The following is a 16,493-nucleotide window of genomic DNA, read 5'->3' on the forward strand; positions in this document are numbered from 1 at the left end:
CCGTAGGAGCTGCCGAAGGCTGCGATCTTTTGACGCTCAATCATCAACCAATTGCTTCGGCGGTACCGGTCTTGTCGAAACCATCAGCGGCAATGGCGTCGGCGGTGCCGGTCTTGTCGAAACCATCAGCGGCAATGGCGTCGGCGGTGCCGGTCTTGTCGAAGCCGTCAGCGGCGATGGCGTCGGCGGTGCCGGTCTTGTCGAAGCCGTCGGCGGCGTAATGACCGGCAGGGCTGCGTTCGACGGCTGCGCTGGCGTTGGCACCGAAGGAGGCGGTACCGGTCTTGTCGAAACCGTCAGCGGCGAAGGTGTTGGCGGCCAACACGGACAGGGTCAGGGCGAGGATCAGTTTGGTTTTCATGGTTGTCACTCCGGGTTCGTGGGCGATGTGTGTCTTGCATGGGTTGAATGCTACGCCAACTAAATTGATTAAAAAGCGCAAAATAATGCTAAAAACAATCGATTAACTAGATATTAAGGGCGGCGTATTCAATCGCTTCCATCGTCGGAGCGAACGTCGCGCAGGTCATCGATTCAGTGAACCCAGGATGTGGCAAGTGCATTAACCGGCGATTAATCCCAGCTCAATGACAGATTTTTCATACCGACGATTCGGGCTTGGGCTTTGCTGCGGGCATATTGAGCAGGCGCGACCTATGGGCAGAAGCGTAATGGCAAGGGGCAGCCTGCGGCAGAGTTGACCTGATTGCCGCACCGCCGCTCCCACAGGTCCAGTGCAAATCCTGTGGGAGCGAGCTTGCTCGCGATGGGGTCATCACAGTCACCATTGCAGTGACTGTTGAACCCTGTCAGTCGGTCACGATCCGCGAATGCTTGCGGGTGTCTTTCATGGTGATGTACACCAGCAGCGACACGGCGATGCAGGCCGTCACGTACCAGTAGTAGCCAGTTTCCATACCGATGCTCTTGAACCACAGGGCGATGTATTCAGCGGTGCCGCCGAAGATCGACACGGTCAGTGCGTAGGGCAGGCCGACGCCCAGGGCGCGGATTTCGGTGGGGAACAGCTCGGCCTTCACCACGGCGTTGATCGAGGTGTAGCCGCTGACGATGATCAGCGCGGCCATGATCAGGAAGAACGCGCCCCACCAGGTCTGGATGGTGTGCAGGGTGGTGAGGATCGGCACGGTGAACAGGGTGCCGAGGATACCGAAGGCGATCAGGATCGGCCGGCGACCGATCTTGTCCGACAGCCCGCCGATCACCGGTTGCAGGCACATGAACAGGAACAGTGTGGCGGCGGAAATGGTGGTGGAGTCGGAGATGCTCATGCCGACGGTGTTCACCAGGTATTTCTGCATGTAGGTGGTGTAGGTGTAGAACGCCAGGGTACCGCCCATGGTCAGGCCGACCACGGTCATCAGTTCCTTGGGATGGCGCAGCAAGGTGCGCATCGCGCTTTCCTTGGACTTCTCTTTCTTGGTGAACGACTCGGTTTCTTCCATGCCGCGTCGCAGGTACAGCGCCACGACCGCACACAGTGCGCCGATGGCGAACGGGATGCGCCAGCCCCAGGCGTACAGCTGTTCGGTGGTGAGGAACTGTTGCAGCACGATCAATACGCCCAAGGCGATGAGCTGGCCGGAAATCAGGGTCACGTACTGGAAGCTGGAGAAGAAGCCGCGACGTTCCTTGGTCGCCATCTCGCTCAGGTAGGTTGCCGAGGTGCCGTACTCACCACCCACCGACAGGCCTTGGAGCAGACGGGCAAACACCAGCAGGATCGGCGCACCGACGCCGATGGTTTCGTAGCTCGGGCTCAAGGCGATGATCAGCGAGCCGAAGCACATCAGGTACACCGAGGCCATCAACGCACGTTTGCGCCCGGCGCGGTCAGCGTACAGGCCCATCAACCAGCCGCCGATCGGGCGCATCAGGAAACCCACGGCGAAGATCGCGGCGGTGTTGAGCAATTGGGCGGTGGTGTCGCCCTTGGGGAAGAAGACTTTGGCGAAGTACAACGAGAACGCGGCGTAGACGTACCAGTCATACCACTCGACCATGTTGCCGACCGAGCCGCTGAAGATCGATTTGATCCGACTGGCGGTGGTTCTTTCACGGGCGGGCACGGCAGCCGACCCAATGGGCAGGGCGTTGGAGTTGTCCATTGAAGGATCCTTCATTTAATTGTTTTTGTGGAGCGCGCGGGAACGCAGCCTGACAGGGCTATAGCAGGAGCTGTGCCAGCCGCTGGAGGGCCGGTCTAGAGGGGTTTGCAGCGTTGAGTGAGCGGAAATCCGCTTGTTTTCGTTTGCGGGTGAGCGGAAATCCGCTTATCTGTGGGGATACGTGCTGTCTGGGCTGGCCTCATCGCGAGCAAGCTCAGCTCCCACATTTTGACCTGCATATACATGACCCTGTGGACACAGGACAAAATGTGGGAGCCGAGCTTGCTCGCGATGGCGCCACTGCAGGCGCCACAGAAACTACAAGAACATCTCCCGGCTCAACCCATGCCGCTGCATCTTTTCATTGAAGGTGCGGCGTGGCAGTTGCAGTTCTTCGAGCACGGCTTTCACATCACCTTTGTGTCGCGCCAGGGCGGCGCGCAGGCATTGGGCTTCGAAGGCTTCCTGCTGGGCCGCCAGGGACTGGCCCGGCTCCGTCTCCAGGGCGGGCAGTTGATCCAGCCCCAACACCTGGCGCTCGGCGACGTTGGCCAGTTCCCGCACGTTGCCCGGCCAGTCGTGGCTGAGCAGATGGCTCAACTGCGGGCCGCTCAGGGGCACGGTGGGGCGGCCCAGGCGTTCGGTGGCGTTGTGGGTGAAGTGTTCGAACAGCAGGGGAATGTCCTCGCGCCGTTCTCGCAGCGGCGGCAGGCGCAGCTCGGCGATGTTCAAGCGATAGGCCAGGTCTTCGCGAAAACGCCCGGCCCGGGCTTCGTCCAACAGGTCGGGCTTGGTGGCGGCGATGATGCGCAGGTCCACGGCGATGCTCTGGTTGGAGCCCAGGCGTTCGAGCTTCTGTTCCTGCAACACCCGCAGCAACTTGACCTGCTGGGCCAGGGGCATGCTTTCGATTTCATCGAGAAACAGCGTGCCGCCGTCGGCGTATTCGAGCTTGCCGATGCGCTTGCCCTGGGCGCCGGTGAAGGCGCCGCTTTCATGGCCGAACAGCTCCGCCTCGAACAGCGCCTCGGGAATGGCCGCGCAGTTCAACGCGACGAAGGGCTTGCTCGCCCTCGGGCCGAAATCGTGCAGGCAGCGAGCGACCAATTCCTTGCCGCTGCCGGTTTCGCCGCGGATCAATACGTTGACCGGCAGTGCCGCCAGGTCCAGCACTTGGCGCCGCAGGTTTTGCAGCACACGGGAAACCCCTAGCAGTGTGCCATCGAGGCGGGCGCGGGCGTCGGCCTGCTCATGCAGGCGGCGGTTTTCCAGGACCAGAGTGCGCTTGTCCAGGGCCCGGCGCAGGCTGCCCAGCAGGGCTTCGGGGCTGAAGGGTTTTTCCAGGAAATCGTAAGCACCGTCGCGCATGGCCTCCACGGCCATGGGCACGTCACCGTGGCCGGTCAACAGAATCACCGGCAGGTCCGGGTCGCGGCGGCGGACTTCGGCCAGTAACTCCAGGCCGCTGAGGCCGGGCATGCGCACGTCGCTGAGGATCACTCCGGGAAAATGCTCCGGCAACCGGGCCAGGCATTCGTCGGCGCGACTGAACAGCTGCACTTGGAACCCCGACAGGCTCAACCATTGTTCGACGGCATTGCGGATGCTGCCTTCGTCATCCACGACCATGACTGAATCAAGCATGCAGTTGCGCCTCCTGATCGATGGGCAAGGTCACGCAGAATACCGCGCCGTTCTCGTGGTTGTCCGCGCTCAGGCGCCCGCCGGACTCATGGATGATTGCAAACGAAACCGCCAGCCCCAGGCCCAGGCCATCGCCTACGGGCTTGGTGGTGAAAAACGGATCGAACACCTGGCCCAAGTGTTCCTCGGCGATGCCGGTGCCGCTGTCGCTGACGGTCAGGCGCCACAATTGATCATCGGCCTCCAGGCGCACTTCCAGGCGCTTGAGAGGTTGGCCGGCCATGGCGTCGAGCGCGTTGCGCAGCAGGTTGATCAACACTTGTTCAAGGCGGATCGCGTCGCCGCGCACCCACGCTGGACGGGTCAAGTGCAACACGGTGCTGACCTGCTCGTCCCGCAGGCGCGTGTCCAGCAGTTGCAGCGCCTGGTCCACCACCGCCGCCAGGTCCAGGCGTTCGCGCAGGCCGCTGGGGCTTTTGCGGGCAAACGTCTTCAAGTGGCCAGTGAGGGCGGCCATGCGGGTCAGCATGTCGTCCACCGGCTTGAGGGCCTTGTAGGCGTCATCGACCCGACCGTGATCCAGCAGCAAGCGCAGGGTTGCCAATTGCATGCGCTGGGCGGTCAAGGGTTGGTTGATTTCATGGGCCAGGGCCGCCGACATCTGCCCCAGCGCCGCCAGCTTGGCCGATTGCACCAGCCCATCCTGGGCGGTGCGCAGGTCCCGGGTCCGTTCCTCCACCAGCCGTTCCAGCTCTTCGCGGCTGCGCTGGCGCAACTTTGCCAGGCGCCAGCGCTGGTTGAGAAACAGCAACAGGAACACCAGCGCCAGCCACAATCCGGCGGCGGCGAGCCCGGCGTTGCGCAGGTCCTCGAAGGCGATCTGCGGACGGCGCAGCAGGTGCAGGGTCCAGCCTTCGGCGGTCAGCGGCAAGGATTCCCACAGGTAATCCGCCGAGCCATCGGGGGCCTCGACCCGGGCCAGGTGGCTGTTGTCGTCGAAGCGTCGCAGCGGTTCATGGGCCAGGGCTTGCAACGGTTGTTTGTCGTATTGGCGGGTGGCCTTGAGTTCGGCGCGGTCGCTGTCGGCCAGTGGCTGCAAGTGGCGATAACGCCAGCCCGGACGATTGGCGATGAAGATGATGCCCCGGGCATCGCTGACCAGCAGGGTGTCGCTGCCCTGGCGCCATTCGCGCTCCAGTTCCGGAAACTCCAGCTTCACTACCATCGCGCCAAGGAACTCGCCGTTGTCGCCGGTCACGGCGCTGGAGAGGAAGTACCCCGGGATGCCGCTGGTCACGCCCACCGCATAAAACCGCCCGGTGCCCTGGGTGCGGGTCTGGATGAAGTAGGGGCGAAAGCCATAGTTGTGCCCGACATAGCTGCTGGGCAGGCGCCAGTTACTGGCCGCGACGGCCAGGCCGCTGTGGTCGAGCAGTTCCAGGGTGGATGACTGGGCGGCGCCATTGATTTGTTCGAGCTTGCGATTCAACGCATCCTGCTGCGCCGCGCTGACCGGTCCCTTGAGGGCCGAGCGCAACTCCGGATCCAGCGCCAGCACGGCGGGCAGGGCGCGGTAGCGTTCGATCAGGGTGTGCAACGAATTGGCGTACAGCGCCAACTGCTGGCTGGCGCGGCTGGCATCTTCCTTCAAGGCCTCGCGTTCGGCGTGGCGCACGGCGAGGGTGGCGGCAACCGCCGCGCCGGCGAGGATCAGCAAGGTGTACAACGACAGGCGCAAGGTACGGGTGGTCGGCAGCATGCTGGCGTAAACCAGTGGAAAGTCGGGCGGGCACGATAGCATGGTGGTTGCTCTGTGGGAGCTGAGCTTGCTCGCGATGACGGTGGGTCATCCAAAGATGATATTGACTGACAGGCCGCTATCGCGAGCAAGCTCGGCTCCCACAGTAGATAGGTGCCGTGCACAAGATTTGTGTCCGATGATAGCCACAGTGGGAGCGAGCCTGCTCGCGATGGCAGTGAGTCATCCAGAGATGATATTGGCTGACAGGCCGCTATCGCGAGCAAGCTCGGCTCCCACAGTAGATGGGTGCCGTGCACAAGATTTTTGTCCGATGATATCCACAGTGGGAGCTGAGCTTGCTCGCGATGACGGTGGGTCATCCAGAGATGATGTTGGCTGACAGGCCGCTATCGCGAGCAAGCTCGGCTCCCACAGTAGATGGGTGCCGTGCACAAGATTTGTGTCCGATGATAGCCACAGTGGGAGCTGAGCTTGCTCGCGATGACGGTGGGTCATCCAAAGATGATATTGACTGACAGGCCGCTATCGCGAGCAAGCTCGGCTCCCACAGTAGATGGGTGCCGTGCACAAGATTTGTGTCCGATGATATCCACAGTGGGAGCTGAGCTTGCTCGCGATGACGGTGGGTCATCCAGAGATGATGTTGGCTGACAGGCCGCTATCGCGAGCAAGCTCGGCTCCCACAGTAGATAGGTGCCGTGCACAAGATTTGTGTCCGATGATATCCACAGTGGGAGCTGAGCTTGCTCGCGATGACGGTGGATCATCCAGAGATGATGTTGGTTGACAGGCCGCTATCGCGAGCAAGCTCGGCTCCCACAGGATTACTACAGGTACCTGTAGTGAGCATCACTGACATGGACACAAAAAAGGCCGGTGGGCTTGTCGCTCACCGGCCTTGTTCATGGTACTGAAGTGTTACTGCACTTCGACCGCCAGGCTGTCGCTGATCTTCTTCTGCCAGATGGCAGGACCGGTGATGTGCACCGACTCGCCTTGGCTATCGACCGCAACGGTCACCGGCATGTCCTTGACCTCGAACTCGTAGATCGCTTCCATGCCCAGTTCGGCGAACGCCAGGACCTTGGATTTGCGGATCGCCTGGGCCACCAGGTAAGCGGCGCCGCCGACGGCCATCAGGTAGACGGCCTTGTTGTCCTTGATCGCTTCGATAGCGGTCGGGCCGCGCTCGGATTTGCCGATCATGCCCAACAAGCCTGTCTGCTCGAGGATCTGGCGGGTGAACTTGTCCATCCGCGTGGCGGTGGTCGGGCCGGCTGGGCCGACGACTTCATCGCCTACCGGGTCGACCGGGCCGACGTAATAGATGAAGCGGCCCTTGAGGTCCACCGGCAAGGTTTCACCCTTGTTCAGCATCTCGACCATGCGCTTGTGCGCCGCGTCGCGGCCGGTGAGCATCTTGCCGTTGAGCAGCACGGTTTCGCCCGGCTTCCAGCTTTGCACGTCTTCTGGCGTCAGGGTGTCGAGGTTGACGCGACGGGCCGACGGGCCGGCTTCCCAGACGATTTCCGGGTAGGCGTCCAACGGTGGCGCTTCCAGCGACGCCGGGCCCGTGCCGTCGAGCACGAAGTGGGCGTGACGGGTGGCGGCGCAGTTGGGGATCATGCACACCGGCAGGGAGGCGGCGTGGGTCGGGTAGTCCATGATCTTCACGTCGAGCACGGTGGTCAGGCCACCCAGGCCTTGGGCGCCGATGCCCAGTTGGTTGACCTTCTCGAACAGCTCCAGGCGCATCTCTTCGATACGGTTCTGCGGGCCGCGGGCCTTGAGCTCGTGGATGTCGATGGATTCCATCAAGACTTCCTTGGCCATGACCGCGGCTTTCTCGGCGGTGCCACCGATGCCGATGCCGAGCATGCCCGGTGGGCACCAGCCGGCGCCCATGGTCGGAACGGTTTTCAGCACCCAGTCGACGATGGAGTCGGACGGGTTGAGCATGGCCATCTTCGACTTGTTCTCGGAGCCGCCGCCCTTGGCCGCCACGTCCACTCCCACGGTGTTGCCCGGGACGATGGAGTAGTGGATGACCGCCGGGGTGTTGTCCTTGGTGTTTTTACGCGCGCCGGCCGGGTCGGCCAGGATGGAAGCGCGCAGGACGTTTTCCGGCAGGTTGTAGGCGCGACGCACACCCTCGTTGATCATGTCGTCCAGGCTCATGGTCGCGCCATCCCAACGTACGTCCATGCCCACGCGCACGAACACGGTCACGATGCCGGTGTCCTGGCAGATCGGCCGATGGCCGGTGGCGCACATGCGCGAGTTGATCAGGATCTGCGCCATGGAGTCACGGGCCGCCGGCGATTCTTCGCGCAGGTAGGCCTCATGCATCGCCTGGATGAAATCCACGGGGTGGTAGTAGGAAATGAACTGCAGGGCGTCGGCAACGCTCTGTATCAGGTCATCTTGCTTGATCACGGTCATGAGTCGCGCTCCTCTCTAAAGACGGGAACATTCAATAAGGTACCGGCCGCTTGGGTGCATCGGTCGACGGACGGCACCTCTATAAGGCACGCCGGGCATGCTGGCGCGACGCTAAAAAGGCGCGGCAGTATATCGCGCCTGGCTGGAAAGGATCAGCTTTTGTATTTGGCGGGCGCAAAGCGTGTGGGAGCAAAGCTTGCTCGCGATGCAGGCGCCTCGGTTCCCCAAGGACCGCGTCAGCTTTATCGCGGGCAAGCCTTGCTCCCACAGGATCTCCTACAAACTCTCTCCATGTCCGGGCCGTAAACAATGCGTCAATTGGGCCATTGCTTTGACGCCATTTTTCTGCTCCAGAATTGAATGGTCATTTGCCCTACACGCCACTAAAGTGGCGTCTGGCCTGTAGCGTAGGACGCCTCCTGTCAGTTTCCTTTCCCATGGTGAGTCAACGATTGACCCATAACGCCATTCAACGTCTTTTGCTGAAACGCTTCGCTTTGGCGGCCGCGACGTACGCGCTGGCACTGGTTTTGTTGTGGCTGGCATTTTTCAGTGGGCATTACTTGGACTCGTTGCGCGGTGTCATCATTGGCAGCGTGTTGGTCGTGCTGTGCCAGGCCGGGCTGTTCGCGCTGTTTATCACCGACCGCAACCTGCGCTTCGCCGACCCCAGCCTCACCGAAGTGCAGGTGTTGATCGGCCTGGGCTGGCAGACCTGGATGATGGCGCACCTGGACCAAGCCCGGGGCGTGTTCCTGGTGTTCTATGTGCTGATCCTGCTGTTCGGGCTGTTCCACCTGTCGCGCCGGGCCTTTGTGCGTTGCGCGTCGCTGGTGTTCATCAGCTTCACCGCGATTACCCTTTGGGACGGTTACTTCTTCAGGCTTCCCGATCCCACCCTGGCCGGGTTGCAGGTGGCCGTGCTGTTTCTCGTGCTGGTGTGGCTGGTGTTTTACGCCCGCTACGTCCAGACCTCACGCCAGCGCATGCGCCAGCGGCGGTTTGCCTTGCAGGCGCACCAGGACACCTTGCGCGGGATGATGCGCCAGCTCGAAGACCTGGTGGCCACCGATGAACTGACCGGGCTGTTCAATCGCCGGCACTTCCTGCGCCTGGCCTCCCGCGAACTCAACACCCTCAGGCCTGGCGTCGCCCATGGCCTGGCCCTGATCGACCTCGACCATTTCAAGCGCATCAACGACCTGCATGGCCATGCCGCGGGCGACCAGGTGCTGCAGGCGTTTGCCGCGGTCGCCACGGCGTGCCTGCGCGAGGGCGATGTACTGGCCCGTTACGGCGGCGAGGAATTCGTCATGCTGCTGCCCGCTTGCGACCCCCATCGCCTGACGGCCTGTTGCGAGCGGCTGCGGCTGGCGTTCACCGAAGTCGAGCTGATCGGCCTGCAGGTCGGCGCCCTCAGCCTCTCGGCGGGCATGACCATGCTGGAAATGGGCGATGACCTGGACAACGCGTTGCAGCGTGCCGACCAGGCCCTGTACCGTGCCAAGCGAGACGGCCGCAATCGTTGCGCCGCCGCCTGGGAGAACGTCGATGCCTGAACTGACAGTCGCCGGCCGGCAATGGACGGTGGCGGCAGGCAGTAACCTGCTGGACGCCTTGAACGGCGCTGGCGTGGCGGTGCCCTACAGTTGCCGCGCCGGGAGCTGCCACGCCTGCCTGGTGCAGTGTGTGGGCGGCGATGTGCGCGACAGCCGCCCCGACGCCTTGAGCCCGACGCAGCGCGACCAGGGTTGGCGGCTGGCCTGCCAATGCCAGGTGGTCGAGGATGTGCGGATCCACACCTTCGACCCGCAACGCGACGGCCAGGCGGCCCAGGTGATGGCGGTGGATTGGCTGGGCGGCGAGGTGCTGCGTCTGCGCGTCACCCCCGAGCGGCCGCTGCGGTATCGGGCCGGGCAGCATCTGGTGCTGTGGACCGGCGAGGTGGCCCGGCCGTATTCCCTGGCGAGCCTGCCCGAAGAAGACCGCTTCCTGGAGTTCCACCTCGATTGTCGCGAGCCCGGCCTGTTCATCGACGCGGCCCGGCAGATGAAGGCCGGCGACCCGATCCGCCTGGGCGAACTGCGTGGCGGCGCCTTGCACTATGACCCCGACTGGCACGCCAGACCCCTGTGGCTGCTTGCCGCCGGCACGGGGTTGGCACCGTTGTTCGGCCTCCTGCGCGAAGCCTTGCGCCAGCATCACCAAGGCGCGATTCGCCTTATTCACGTGGCCCATGATACGGCCGGGCATTATCTGGCCAAACCCCTGGCGGCGCTGGCGGCCAAGCATGAAAACCTCTCGGTGGAGCTGCTGACCGCGGCCGAGGCGCCGTCCGCCTTGGCGCAACTGCGGCTTGTTTCCCGGCAAACCCAGGCCTTACTCTGCGGCCATCCCGACCGGGTCGAGGCCTTTGCCAAGCGTTTGTACCTGGCTGGCTTGCCGCGCAATCAACTGCTGGCCGACGTCTTCCTGCCCCGTGGTTGAGCGCTGATTTCCAGACGCGAGACCGATCATGACCGAAACCCTGTTGCTCGACCGTCAACGCGGCCTGCTGACCGTGCGCTTGAACCGCCCGGACAAGAAAAATGCCCTGACCCGGGCCATGTACGGTCAATTGGCCCAAGCCCTGGCGATGGCGGACAACGACCCGCAGATTCGCGCGGTGCTGCTCAGCGGTTCCAGCGACTGCTTCACCGCCGGCAACGACATCGTCGACTTCCTCGAACAGCCACCGAACGACCTCGACAACCCGGTATTCCAGTTCATGCTCAGCCTGCTCGATTGCCGCAAACCGGTGATCGCCGCCGTGGCCGGACCGGCGGTGGGCATCGGCACCACATTGCTGCTGCATTGCGACCTGGTCTACGTCAGCCGAGACGCGCGGCTGCGCATGCCGTTCGTCAACTTGGGGCTGTGCCCGGAATTCGGTTCCAGCCTGATCCTGCCGCGGCTGCTGGGCCAGGCCAGGGCTGCGCAATTGTTGCTGTTGGGTGAGGGCTTCAGTGGCGAACAAGCGGTTGCGTGGGGCATTGCCACCGAGGCGCTGGACAGCGGTGAAGCGGCATTGGCCAAGGCGCGGGAGGTGGCGCTGCGTTTCGAATCGCTGCCGCCTGACGCGGTGCGCATCAGCAAGCAACTGATGAGGGCGCCAGACCGGGAACTGTTGCGCAAGGTGATTGAAGAAGAGGGCAAGTTGTTCACCCAACGCTTGCGCTCGCCGGAAGCGGTGGCGGCGTTGTCGGGGTTTATCAACAGGCATTGAATTCTGGAGCGCCTGGGCTGGCCCCATCGCGAGCAAGCTCGCTCCCACAGGGGGGCATGAACACCTGTGGGAGCGAGCTTGCTCGCGATGGCGGCAGACCAGCCAGCACAGGCTTCAAGGCAAAAACCAAAAAGCCCCGTCATTCACATGGCGGGGCTTTTGTTTTTCAGCGCTCGGTCACTCAGACCATCGGGTCGCCAACATGCAGGATTTTCATCCCGTTGGTGCCGCCGATGGTGTGGTAGCTGTCGCCCTTGGTCAGGATGACCCAGTCACCGGTCTGCACGACGCCGCGCTTGACCAGTTCATCCACCGCCGCCTGGCTGACTTCGCCCGGTTGCAGGGCGGCCGGGTCGAACGGCACGGTGTAGACGCCACGGAACATGGCGGCGCGGGCCTGGGTTTCGCGGTGCGGGGAGAACGCGTAGATCGGCACCGAGGAGCGGATGCGCGACATGATCAGCGGCGTGTAGCCACTTTCGGTCAGGGCGATGATCGCCTTCACGCCCGGGAAGTGGTTGGCGGTGTACATCGTCGCCAGGGCGATGCTTTCGTCGCAGCGCTCGAAGGTCTTGCCGATGCGATGGCTGGAGGTCTTGCTGGTCGGGTGCTTTTCAGCGCCGATGCAAATACGCGCCATGGCTTGCACTGCTTCGAGCGGGTAGAGGCCGGCGGCGCTTTCGGCCGAGAGCATCACGGCGTCGGTGTAGTCGAGCACGGCGTTGGCTACGTCGGACACTTCGGCGCGGGTCGGCATCGGGTTCTGGATCATCGACTCCATCATCTGGGTCGCGACGATCACGGCCTTGTTGTGGCGGCGTGCGTGCAGAATGATTTTCTTCTGGATGCCCACCAGCTCGGCGTCGCCGATTTCCACACCCAGGTCACCACGGGCCACCATCACGGCGTCGGACGCCTTGATCAGGCCATCGAGGGTTTCGTCGTCGGCCACGGCTTCGGCGCGTTCGATCTTGGCCACCAGCCAGGCAGTACCGCCGGCTTCGTCGCGCAGTTGACGGGCGTATTCCATATCGGCGGCGTCACGGGGGAAGGACACGGCGAGGTAGTCGACTTCCATTTCCGCGGCCAGCTTGATGTCGGCCTTGTCTTTTTCGGTCAGGGCCGGGGCCGTCAGGCCACCGCCGCGACGGTTGATGCCTTTGTGGTCCGACAGCGGGCCGCCGATGGTCACGATGCAGTTCAGTTCGGTGGCGGTGGCGGTTTCGACGCGCATCACCACACGGCCGTCGTCGAGCAGCAGCTCGTCGCCCACGCCGCAATCCTTGACCAGGTCCGGATAGTCGATGCCGACCACTTGCTGGTTGCCTTCGGTCAGCGGATGGCTGGTGGAGAAGGTGAATTTGTCACCGATCTTCAGCTCGATGCGCTTGTTGGCGAATTTGGCAATGCGGATTTTCGGGCCTTGCAGGTCACCCAGCAGGGCGACGAAGCGGCCGTGCTTGGCGGCGAGGTCGCGCACCAGCTTGGCACGCGCCTTGTGTTCTTCGGGGGTGCCGTGGGAGAAATTCAGGCGGGCAACGTCCAGGCCAGCCAGAATCAGCTGTTCGAGAACTTCCGGCGAATTACTGGCCGGGCCAAGGGTAGCGACGATTTTGGTGCGACGGACGGACATGCAAGACTCCTCAAGTTCAAGCGCCAGCGAAGGCTACTATGCTCTTTGGGTGTAGTCATTGTTCATATGCACTACTTTTTCGTTTGTTTTTCGAAATGAACATTCTTGAAAATTTTCACACCTTGGATGAACTGCGGTGGAATGACCTGTGGGAGCACAGCTTGCTCGCGATGGCGATCTCGAGTACGCCATCGCGGGCAAGCCTTGCTCCCACAGGCCTTCATTCCCATCCTATAGCTCATCATTCTTCTTGCCAGAGGGACAGCGTCCGGTTCATTTTCAGGCTGAAGATTTTCCCTGCCAGGTCGATACAGAGCTCAAGACAGGAGAACCTCCCATGCGATTCGTGCTTTTTGTTGCCCTGGCCCTGAGCGTCACGGGCTGCACCCGTTGGTCGATGAACCACCACATGAACCTGGCCTACAAGGCCTATGACCGTGGCAATTGCGAGCAGGTCATGCTCGAGTTGTCCCAGGTCGACCGCGCCAGCCGTGCCCGCCGCTACATGCAGCCGGAAGTCTCGATGCTGCGCGGCCAGTGCCTGGAACGGCAGAAGCTGTTTGTCGATGCGGCACAAACGTACCAGTTCATCATCACCCAATACCCTAACAGCGAATACGCGTTCCGCGCCCGCGCCCGGCTCGAAACGCTACAGAGCCTGGGCCACTACCCGACCCGCAGTGCCTCGGCCATCCGTCCAGCTTCTTGACACTCCCTCCCGTGGCCAGGCGCAATCCTGGCCACCCTCCCTCTGCCCGCCGTGTTTATGAAAATTAATACATGGGGCTGGTTGTCACCCCACCTTGGGCTATATTTGTACAAGTCGTAGTTAGAGCTAAATCTCCACTTTTAGAAGCACCTGAGACCGGCAGAAGTAGGCTCAAGGCGGTTGATAGCGTCTGGCACCGGGATTGGGGAGAGCGGGCTCGCTTGGGTTCGTTCCGAAGTGATTGGTAGGCCCGGTGTGTGGCCGCTAAGAAAGCGATACAAGACATGTACAAGGAACGCCGAATCGAACGGCATCAGTTGCCGTATTTCCTCAAAGTGTTTAACGGTATCAACGACAGGCCTATCGGTTTTTTGGGCAATGTTTCTGAAAATGGGCTGATGCTGATCAGCCAGCTTCCGCTGATGATCGGTGCGGAATTTGACCTGCACCTGAAAATCCCCGCTGATGAAGGGCCACAGCAAAACATCAAGTTGAAAGCCAGGTGCCTGTGGTGCCAGGAAGACGTGACGCCGATGCATTTCGACGCCGGCTTCAGCCTGACGTGGGCGCCGCCGGAGTACGGGCAACTGATCAATGCGTTGCGGCAATATTTCAGTTTCTATCCGTTGCCGGAATCGGCTTGAGCATTACGGGCTACCGACTTTGTGGGAGCGAGCTTGCTCGCGAGGGCGGCGGTACATTCAACATGGCTGCAAGCTGATCCACCGCTATCGCGAGCAAGCTCGCTCCCACAGGGCTGTCATCTATCCTGTTTCTTGCAGGTCATTCGGCCTTCAGCGCTGAACCTTCGCTTCGTTATCCAGCATCCGCTCCAGCAACAACACCCCCATCTCGCCCATCTGGTGAATCGCCAGGGCCAGGTTGCGCGGGGCGCCTTCCAGGTCTTCGGATAAATCCAGGATCAGCGTGCTCACCGAGCAGAAGGTTTCGTAGGTGTGGGCGAGCATGCCTTCGGGGTCGGCGTCGGGGGCGACGATGAAGTAGTCCAGGTGTTTGGCAGTTTTCTGGTCGGGCTGGTCGTTGTTGGGCTTTAGGTAGTAGTCCAGGGCTCTTTGAGCGGCTTCGTCGAGCTTTTCGGGATCGAGGGTTTCGTGGGGGGGCTGCGAGCCGGTATGGGGTGGATTGGGGGTTGGCTTGATCATATTCACTTCTCTTTGGTGGTGCTGCCATCCGGCTCGCGACTAAACGAGGGGTGGCGGCTGGACGCAGGTTAGTCGACCGGTGAGAAGTGAAACCGGCGCGCCCGAGGGCGCCCTGCGCACAGCCACCATCAAGTGCGGGGATAGGGAGCCCGACTGGATGACGCCTTGTGCACATCACTTCATCGCCGGGCGACTAAACCCGATCGCTGGATATCAGCGACGCGAATCAAGTTACGGGGCAAGGCCAAGGTGCACAAGCCGGCGGATTCTGGCGGATCTGTAGTCCGTTGCGCAAGGCGCTGTAGTCAGCTGGAGCTTCGCTGGCTCGCTGTAGGACCTAGGCGGTCCCGGCCTTTTTCCAGGCCAGGTATTGGGTTACCAGGTCCGCCCCCAACTCACTGGGGCGCGAATCCAGGGTGGGCACACCATGGGCGGCCAACTGTTTATGCAGCTCGGCCCGGGCGTTCAAATAATCCACCGTCCCGCAATAAGCCAAGGCTTCAGGCAGGCTTTGCACCGGCGCCTGGCGCAAGCGGTCGAGGGCCTCTTCCCGCAGGCTGGCCACCAGCACCCGATGCTGTTGCCCCAGCCGTTTCACCGCGGCGAGCAGTTGCGCATCGTCTTCATCCCGCAGGTTGGTCACCAGCACCACCAGGGCCCGGCGTTTTTGCCGGGCCAACAGTTCGGTGACGGCGGCCTGGTAGTCGGCGGGGCGTTGGCTGCTGTCGAGGTCGTACACGGTGTTGAGCAACACGTTGAGCTGGCCGGTGCCTTTGACCGGGGCCAGGTAGCGGCTTTGTTCGCTGGCGAACGTGCTCAGGCCCACGGCATCGCCCTGGCGCAGGGCGGTGTAGCTGAGCAGCAGGCACGCATTGAGAGCGTGGTCGAAGTGCGCCAGCTCGCCGTCCTGGCTGCGCATGCGCCGGCCGCAGTCGAGCATGAAGATGATCTGCTGGTCGCGCTCGTCTTCGTATTCCCGGGCAATCGGTGTGCGGTGGCGGGCGGTGGCTTTCCAGTCGATCTGGCGCAGGCTGTCGCCCTCGCGAAATTCCCGCAGTTGATGGAATTCCTGCCCCTGGCCACGGCGTTGACGCTGGCGGATGCCGAGTTGGCTGAGCCAATTGTCCACCGCCAGCAGTTGACCGTCGTAGAGCCTGGCGAAGTCCGGGTAGACACGGGTGTGGTCGACGGCCTCCAGCAGGCGTTTGTCGGTCCACAGGCCCAGCGGGCTTGGCAGGTTGGTTTCGCACTGGACGAAGGTGAAGTGACCGCGTTTGAGCGGACGCAGGCGGTAGCCGACCTGGCTGCGCTGGCCGGGTTGAAGTTCGACGGACAGGGGCAGGTTTTCGAAGTCCAGGCCGTCGGGGACATGATCGAAAAGCTGCACGTGCAGTGGTTGGACAAAGTCATGGCTGATGTCCAACCGCACGTCACCCCAGCGACCCAGGGCCAGGCTCCCGGGCATTTGCCGTTGCAGCCGGGGCGAGGGCAGGCGCCGGACGCGCACCGCGTCGAACAGTGCAAGGGCCAGCACGGCCAGCAGCAAACCCCAGTTGATCGACAGCAGCGTTGCTGGCACCGTCACGCCGAGTGCCCGCAGCGCGCCCAGCACAATGCCGAGGGCCAGCAGCACCGCGAGCCAGATCAAGAGCAGGCGCGAGGGTTTCATCGACACATGCCCTTTGGGAGAAATGCAAAGCGAGCTTTTGTGGCGATGGGATTTATGTGGGAGCAAAGCTTGCTCGC

The 16,493-nt window shown here is 62.5% G+C and carries 13 protein-coding genes; 5 read left to right on the forward strand and 8 right to left on the reverse strand.

What is annotated here, in order from left to right; all coding sequences use genetic code 11:
- Positions 1 to 43 precede the first annotated feature (43 nt).
- The 5 genes from IB266_RS10215 to IB266_RS10235 form a co-directional block, all read right to left on the reverse strand.
- A complete protein-coding gene (locus IB266_RS10215) occupies positions 44 to 361 on the reverse strand; it encodes a hypothetical protein (RefSeq protein ID WP_192261126.1) in 318 nt (105 codons plus the stop codon).
- 448 nt (positions 362 to 809) lie between these two features.
- On the reverse strand, positions 810 to 2,129 hold the full coding sequence (locus IB266_RS10220) for an MFS transporter (protein WP_060740863.1): 1,320 nt from the start codon (positions 2,127 to 2,129) through the stop codon (positions 810 to 812).
- A gap of 318 nt (positions 2,130 to 2,447) precedes the next feature.
- On the reverse strand, positions 2,448 to 3,773 hold the full coding sequence (locus IB266_RS10225; protein WP_192261127.1) for a sigma-54-dependent transcriptional regulator: 1,326 nt from the start codon (positions 3,771 to 3,773) through the stop codon (positions 2,448 to 2,450).
- The gene (locus tag IB266_RS10230; protein ID WP_192261268.1) at positions 3,766 to 5,532 is read right to left on the reverse strand and encodes a sensor histidine kinase; all 1,767 of its coding nucleotides are present in this window, start codon (positions 5,530 to 5,532) and stop codon (positions 3,766 to 3,768) included. Before IB266_RS10230 ends, IB266_RS10225 begins: the two co-directional genes overlap by 8 nt.
- Before the next feature lie 921 nt (positions 5,533 to 6,453).
- Complete coding sequence (locus IB266_RS10235; protein WP_192261128.1) at positions 6,454 to 7,977, reverse strand: fumarate hydratase; 1,524 nt, start codon at positions 7,975 to 7,977, stop codon at positions 6,454 to 6,456.
- A 452-nt stretch (positions 7,978 to 8,429) separates the two neighbouring features.
- Between IB266_RS10235 and IB266_RS10240 the strand changes: the two genes are divergently transcribed.
- Genes IB266_RS10240 through IB266_RS10250 form a run of 3 tightly spaced genes read left to right on the forward strand, consistent with a single transcriptional unit; the run spans position 8,430 to position 11,242 of the window.
- Positions 8,430 to 9,536, forward strand: a complete 1,107-nt coding sequence (locus tag IB266_RS10240) for a sensor domain-containing diguanylate cyclase (RefSeq protein WP_060743142.1) — start codon at positions 8,430 to 8,432, stop codon at positions 9,534 to 9,536.
- Complete coding sequence (locus tag IB266_RS10245; protein ID WP_192261129.1) at positions 9,529 to 10,464, forward strand: iron-sulfur-binding ferredoxin reductase; 936 nt, start codon at positions 9,529 to 9,531, stop codon at positions 10,462 to 10,464. Before IB266_RS10240 ends, IB266_RS10245 begins: the two co-directional genes overlap by 8 nt.
- A 28-nt stretch (positions 10,465 to 10,492) precedes the next feature.
- The gene (locus tag IB266_RS10250; protein ID WP_192261130.1) at positions 10,493 to 11,242 is read left to right on the forward strand and encodes an enoyl-CoA hydratase; all 750 of its coding nucleotides are present in this window, start codon (positions 10,493 to 10,495) and stop codon (positions 11,240 to 11,242) included.
- A 181-nt stretch (positions 11,243 to 11,423) separates the two neighbouring features.
- Here IB266_RS10250 and pyk read toward each other — a convergent pair whose 3' ends face one another.
- On the reverse strand, positions 11,424 to 12,875 hold the full coding sequence (gene pyk, locus IB266_RS10255; protein ID WP_060740869.1) for a pyruvate kinase: 1,452 nt from the start codon (positions 12,873 to 12,875) through the stop codon (positions 11,424 to 11,426).
- A gap of 337 nt (positions 12,876 to 13,212) precedes the next feature.
- On the opposite strand from pyk, the gene IB266_RS10260 reads away from it, so the two are divergent.
- Entirely contained in the window at positions 13,213 to 13,584 is a 372-nt protein-coding gene (locus tag IB266_RS10260) for a tetratricopeptide repeat protein (protein WP_092201417.1), read from the forward strand.
- A 284-nt stretch (positions 13,585 to 13,868) separates the two neighbouring features.
- Positions 13,869 to 14,228 carry a PilZ domain-containing protein gene (locus tag IB266_RS10265; protein WP_192261131.1) on the forward strand — a complete coding sequence of 120 codons (360 nt, stop codon included), beginning with the start codon at positions 13,869 to 13,871 and terminating at the stop codon, positions 14,226 to 14,228.
- A 150-nt stretch (positions 14,229 to 14,378) separates the two neighbouring features.
- Here IB266_RS10265 and IB266_RS10270 read toward each other — a convergent pair whose 3' ends face one another.
- Complete coding sequence (locus IB266_RS10270) at positions 14,379 to 14,747, reverse strand: DUF6124 family protein (RefSeq protein WP_192261132.1); 369 nt, start codon at positions 14,745 to 14,747, stop codon at positions 14,379 to 14,381.
- A 337-nt stretch (positions 14,748 to 15,084) separates the two neighbouring features.
- A complete protein-coding gene (locus tag IB266_RS10275) occupies positions 15,085 to 16,416 on the reverse strand; it encodes a DUF58 domain-containing protein (protein WP_192261133.1) in 1,332 nt (443 codons plus the stop codon).
- Positions 16,417 to 16,493 lie beyond the last annotated feature (77 nt).

Source organism: Pseudomonas sp. Pdm06 (assembly GCF_014851795.1).
Lineage (GTDB): Bacteria > Pseudomonadota > Gammaproteobacteria > Pseudomonadales > Pseudomonadaceae > Aquipseudomonas > Aquipseudomonas fluorescens_AA.